We start from the raw sequence: 5,784 nt of genomic DNA on the forward strand, positions 1-5,784 counted from the left end.
GCAATTAAACCAATTGCCACTAAATCCAATAAATCTTCTAACGGCTGTTGGGGAACATCCGGCAAAGTTTCATAAAGTGCTTCTACTAACTTATAGGCAACTGCCACACCCGAAAGGTGAAACATCGGATGATCTTTGGATAAATAGCGAGGGTTGATGATAGCTGTCAACGCTGGACGTTCCTCTGGCAGGGTGTGGTGATCCGTGACAATTACATCAATCCCCAGTTGATGGGCATATTCAATTTCCTTCAGATTTGTGCTGCCAGTGTCGCAAGTTACAATTAGCTTCGTTCCATCCTGGGCAAGGGCGTCAATTCCCCGTTCATTGAGTCCATGAGACTCCGTTAAACGATTGGGAATGTAATAAACTAGCTGCTGCTGCTGGGCAAAAAACTGTCCCAGTCCATCCCAGAGAACCGATGTTGCCGTAATCCCATCAGCATCAAAATCTCCCCAAATGGAAACTTTTTCCCCCGCGTTACGGGCTTTTATTAATCGTTCTACAGCCCATTGCATTTCCTGCCCAAATTCAAAGGGACTTGCCGGGTGATACAACTGAGAATTTAAAAACCCCGACAATTGCTGGATATCGCGAATCCCCCGTTGCCACAACAGCTGTGCGGCATAATGTCCGGGTAATCCTGGGGCGTGGCGTCTGACTTCGTCAATAAATCCCGCCGGTGGTTCAACCGTTGATTGGATTTGCCATTGAAGTTGCTGCTGTGACATTTTTCTTTTTATCCCTCTTTCTGGCATCCTATCTCACAATAATTGCCTCGCGAAGAGATAGGGATGCTATAGATGGCAACTAAAAAACAAAATAGGATTGCAGATGTGTTGATAAAGGGATATGAATCTGGCATCAGCATTTAGCTGAAAATTCATACAACTACAACACTTTCTACTTTCTAATAATAATAGGAGTTACGCAGAGATCCCCCTTGCATCCCCCGATAAATTGGAGGCAATAGACGGAGCTGTTGTAGATATAAAGTGAAATGGGATAAAAATGCCGCCACAGCCTGATTAGACGCTGGGTACTAAAAGGATGTTTTAAAAGGGGAGGCTGCGGTAAGAAAGCTCACAAGGCTTAAGCTGAAATATTGTAGATACCCGCACCTTGTGAGCAAATGACTAAAGCATATCCTAGTAATCTGACGTGTGTTCAGTGGGAATTAATTGCAGACCTATTTCCGTCAGTAAAACCAGGTGGATGGAAGCGCAGTGTAGCTTTGTTGGCGGTGGTCAATGCAATTCTCTATGTACTGTGTCAGGGTTGTACCTGGCGAGCTTTACCAGGTGATTTTCCAGCTTGGTCAACCGTCTATGGTTATTTCTGGAGATGGAGCCAAGATGGTACTTGGTTGAAGATTCACGATCAACTTTATCAGTGGGTTCGGGCCGCCGCCGGAAGGGAACCTAGTCCATCAGAAGTTGCTGCTCGTGTGCCAATCAGTAGAAACAGCAACAATGATTTCAATAGATGTGGGTTATGACGCTCTTAAACAGATACACGGGCGTAAACGACATCTGACGGTAGATTTGTTAGGGTTGGTTTTGCGCGTCTTGGTCACATCTGGTAGTGTTCCGGAGCGTCAAGGAGCTAAAAAAGTCCTTAGAGGATGTTTTATAAAGTCTCCTTGACCGACTTTGACTAGCTCAACTACTGAGGGTTTACTACGGTAGATTGAGCATTTGAGGCTACTTAATCTCCTACTAAGGTAGCTTTCAGAACTTAAGTTGACCCTTTTAAAACATCCTCTCAGTGGCAGTAACCAGTAACTACTACATTAACGATGTGGACAAACTATACAAATAGGCGTGAGAGCAAAACCTCTTTGGGCATCAACTGAGTAATTTTATCTTTGACGCTTCAGATGAAAACTTGTCCCCAATGCAGTTCTACTCTCTGCCATTGTGTTGCGTTTGAGTTTGGGTCGAAAACAATCGCCCGGTAGCCTATCTCAAGCCGACAGCATTATTAATTTGAAATTCATCGCGCTGCCCTCTGGAAAAATATTGATAAAAAGAGTGCAAACAATCCCAGCACAATCCCAATCCAAATCAACGAATTAACTATTTTTTGGATTGGTGTTTCAAGTGAAGAGGCTTCTTCAGGTTGACTGGGTGTAGCATCAACCAGCGACAGAGTGGAGTCCCAAATAGGATTTCCGTGAATGGTGCCATGATTAGCATTGCTAGTTTTGTCATGGGCGATCGCACCCTCTCCTTCGTTCAACGGCCAATAGCTCACCAACCCTGCTTCATCTCCCCTCAGACGACGTGGCATACTCTCTTGAATCTCTGCCTGGGATAGCACTTTGTTCCAAACACGGGCTGCCGTGATTTGACCTTTAAAGAAGGAGCCAGAAAAATGAGACCCAATTGTGAGGGTGCGGTCTGAGGGAGTAAACGGTGGTACATTACTGGCTTGGCTGATGAGATGACCATCTCGATACAAACACATGATTTGTGTTTGGTTATCATAGGTAACAGCCGCATGAATCCAAGTATTAGCTGGGCTGGCGCTAGAATCTTTCACAAGCCACCACTTCTTGTTATGTCCAGATGCCAGACATCCGCCATTGGGCATAAATAAGGCATGGTCATGCCCAGAAAGGATGTTGTTGTACTGCGCCAGTGGTTCAGAGAGCTTCACCCAGGCTTCCTTGGTATAAGAGCTATTGACAATCCCTTCAGGACAGGTGATGAAATCATCTTGACCATCAAAGGTCAGCACATATTCAATAACAGGCTCAAGCAGGATTTTCTGATCTTTGGTGGGTGAAGTGGATGCTTCTTCGTCTTCAGATGGGCTGGGTGTAGCATCAACCAACGACAGAGTGGAGTCCCAAATAGGATTTCCGTGAATGGTGCCATGATTAGCATTGCTAGTTTTGTCATGGGCGATCGCACCCTCTCCTTCGTTCAACGGCCAATAGCTCACCAACCCTGCTTCATCTCCCCTCAGACGATGTGGCATACTCTCTTGAATCTCTGCCTGGGTGCGCTCGCGGCTCCATAACTGCACCTCTGCCAGTCTACCTGGATAGAATAATTGCGAACCACCCAAGGAGCGACCCAGTCCCGCCTTAGCTGCTGGGGGGATAGGCATCGTTCTATTTGTTGCCTGATGCCACAATTTTCCATTGAGATAAATTTTCATCGCCCCGGTAGTCGCGTTTTTGGTAAACGCCCAATGTGTCCATTTGCCCTTGCAATCAGCCGCGTCAATATGCTTCGCCAACCGATCAAAATTGTTAACATGGGGATCGTTATTGCCACAATCAAAGTAAACCGCACTGTTACTCCAGGGTAAATGGACATTCAGTATTCGTTGATTGTTCGCACACCATACCTCGATTACTGAATTCCCTTGCGGTAGTGCTTCTCCGCCATAAGCCCAAAAACTACAAGTGATTTCCTTGCCCCAGGGAATACTTGCTGGAGGCAATTCCACCCAATCATCTTGACCATCAAAGGTCAGTACATATTCAATAACAGGCTTAAGGGGTGCTTCCTGGTTTTGTTTGGATGACTTAGCCATAGCTGTAACCGTTTTAATTGAGTTTTTTATGGTGAATAGAAGCGGAAAACTGAAGCAATTGAACTACACAAATGCACCCCCGCCAAAGGCGTGAAAGCATCCACAGCCAGACGTTTTAAGTTGGTTATAGGTGCGATACTCAAACGCTGCTGGATCGTTGTAGTTTGCGCCATGCTGCAATTTCATCCGCACGTTTACCAACTCCTCTACGAAGCCGTGAACTACATCAACGGCTTCGTGCGTCTGAATTCAATCGGGACCTTTGACGGGAGGAGATTGTTTGGGGAGTTTCATAGTTTGGTTCCTTTGGGTGAATTGAGGCGTGGGCAACAACTTGGACGACTTCGCCCGCAAGTATCGAGGATTTTGCAAGCGCTACAACCCGAAAAGTAAGCCAGCTAGAAAGTGCGGTTGGGGGAATACGGTTTCCTAGATTTTTGCCTGGTCATAAGTTATAGAAATAGATAAATTTAGGTTAATCAAGAAATTGTAACGTTTCTTCGTATCAATGAATACTTATTGGTAATAGCTGAATATCAGTGTAGTTGCGATGTTACAACAGCATCCAAAAGTAAGATTAATTGATGATGTACGCCACAGCATTGACGGCTTGCGCCATCGTATAAGCTAAATCGAGTTGGGGCAGATTGAGGCGAGCGTCGTGAAACATGGGCATACTTAACCCTTTGCATTTAGGAGCAATCCCCATGACTGGACTACCCGGCTGATCAAAAATGACGCTGGCGACATGAGTGCCGTGAAGAAACATCCCGCCATTTGGTCAAACCAACTCTGCTATTTTCTTGAGCCGTTCTCGCGATGGTTTGGCTCAAGAGATTGACAATTGGGCGGTAGGCGAATGCGAATACGGTCAATTGGTAGCAACTAGCCACGAAATGCTAATTGTCGTCATTCAGTTTTTGATTATTTGCTAACAATTAGTGATCCAACAAAATTATTCGTCTCAAATGGATTGCGAAGCTGTCTGCCAGCTAAACTTGCTACTCTAGCGTTTGTTCGACGACGTTTGCGTGTTTTTTTCATTTGGGTGACTCCTATTTCTTTCTAGCCTGCAATGCTTCCAGAGTTCCCAAAGCTTCCTTGTCAATTTGATGATTTTGAAAGATTGCTTCCTAAGAGGATGTTTTAAAAGGGTCAACTTAAGTTCTGAAAGCTACCTTAGTAGGAGAATAAGTAGCCTCAAATGCTCAATCTACCGTAGTAAACCCTCAGTAGTTGAGCTAGTCAAAGTCGGTCAAGGAGACTTTTAAAACATCCTCTAAGTGCATAATCACGACAGACAGAACTGGGACAAAAGGCGATCGCGCGATCGCCTTTTTGGAGGGTGCGTTTCTCTTAGCACCCTAAATTCGCAATCTAATGAGGTAAAACCTGTTTCAATGCGTCCAGGAGGCGATCCACAGTCTCTGGACGGCTGTTGAAGCCCATAAGACCCACACGCCAGACTTTACCTGCGAGTTCGCCCAGTCCGCCCCCAATTTCGATATTGTGTTCGTTGAGGAGTTGACGCGCGATCGCTTTGCCATCTACACCCTCTGGAATGCAAACAGTGGTCAGCGTTGGCAGGCGAAACTCTCGTTTAACGTGCATAGTAAGTCCTAAGTTTTCTAAACTTTCCCAGAGATACTCGACGTTCTTTTGATGGCGCGTCCAGCTATTTTCGATTCCTTCTTCTGCAATCAAACGCAACGCTTCCCGCAGAGCATAGTACAAGTTAATCGGGGCAGTGTGGTGATAGGTGCGTTCCTTACCCCAATACTTACTCAACAACGTCATATCTAAATACCAGTTAGCCACCTTCGTGCCACGTTGTTGCAATTTCTCAATTGCACGGGGACTCATCGTAAACGGCGAAGCACCGGGAGGACAACCTAACCCTTTCTGGCTACAGCTATAAGCTAAGTCAACCTTCCACTCATCCAGAAACAAGGGGACGCCCCCCAGACTGGTAACACTATCCACTAATAGCAGACAGTCAAATTCACGGCAGAGGTCGCCGACTCCTTCCAAGGGTTGGCGTGCCCCCGTGGAGGTCTCGGCATGGACTAAAGCCAGAATCGCTGGGCGATGAGTTTCTAAGGCGGTTCGGAGTTCGTCTATGGGGAACACTTGCCCCCAAGGTTTGGTAATCGTTCGCACATCCGCACCATATCGTCCTGCCATATCCACGAGGCGGTTGCCAAAGTACCCGCTAACGCCCACTAGAACCACATC

At 46.2% G+C, this 5,784-nt stretch carries 6 protein-coding genes and 1 pseudogene; 2 read left to right on the top strand and 5 right to left on the bottom strand.

The features are described from left to right. The coding region (locus tag H6F50_RS22530) for a DHH family phosphoesterase (protein WP_190430425.1) at positions 1–731 on the bottom strand (731 nt) is incomplete at its 3' end. A gap of 401 nt (positions 732–1,132) precedes the next feature. Between H6F50_RS22530 and H6F50_RS22535 the strand changes: the two are divergent. Next, positions 1,133–1,619, top strand: a pseudogene (locus H6F50_RS22535) (IS5 family transposase); the annotation flags it as partial. A 376-nt stretch (positions 1,620–1,995) separates the two neighbouring features. On the opposite strand, the gene H6F50_RS22540 reads toward H6F50_RS22535, so the two are convergent. The 3 genes from H6F50_RS22540 to H6F50_RS22550 form a co-directional block, all read right to left on the bottom strand. Then, entirely contained in the window at positions 1,996–3,549 is a 1,554-nt protein-coding gene (locus tag H6F50_RS22540; protein ID WP_190430426.1) for a LamG domain-containing protein, read from the bottom strand. Between the two features lie 63 nt (positions 3,550–3,612). Further along, complete coding sequence (locus tag H6F50_RS27335; protein WP_339380792.1) at positions 3,613–3,798, bottom strand: cyanobactin biosynthesis system PatB/AcyB/McaB family protein; 186 nt, start codon at positions 3,796–3,798, stop codon at positions 3,613–3,615. Between the two features lie 328 nt (positions 3,799–4,126). Next, positions 4,127–4,318, bottom strand: coding sequence for a hypothetical protein (locus H6F50_RS22550; protein WP_190414843.1), 192 nt, complete (start codon positions 4,316–4,318; stop codon positions 4,127–4,129). Between the two features lie 34 nt (positions 4,319–4,352). Here H6F50_RS22550 and H6F50_RS27760 point away from each other — a divergent pair, with 34 nt between their 5' ends. After that, positions 4,353–4,484: a hypothetical protein gene (locus H6F50_RS27760; RefSeq protein ID WP_277877651.1), complete on the top strand. Its 132-nt coding sequence runs from the start codon at positions 4,353–4,355 to the stop codon at positions 4,482–4,484. 442 nt (positions 4,485–4,926) lie between these two features. On the opposite strand, the gene H6F50_RS22555 is transcribed toward H6F50_RS27760, so the two are convergent. Continuing rightward, positions 4,927–5,784, bottom strand: an 858-nt coding sequence (locus H6F50_RS22555; protein ID WP_190430427.1) for an alanine--glyoxylate aminotransferase family protein, incomplete at its 5' end; no start/stop codon positions are given.

Origin of the sequence: Coleofasciculus sp. FACHB-712, from assembly GCF_014695635.1 — a bacterium.
Taxonomy (GTDB): domain Bacteria; phylum Cyanobacteriota; class Cyanobacteriia; order Cyanobacteriales; family FACHB-T130; genus FACHB-T130.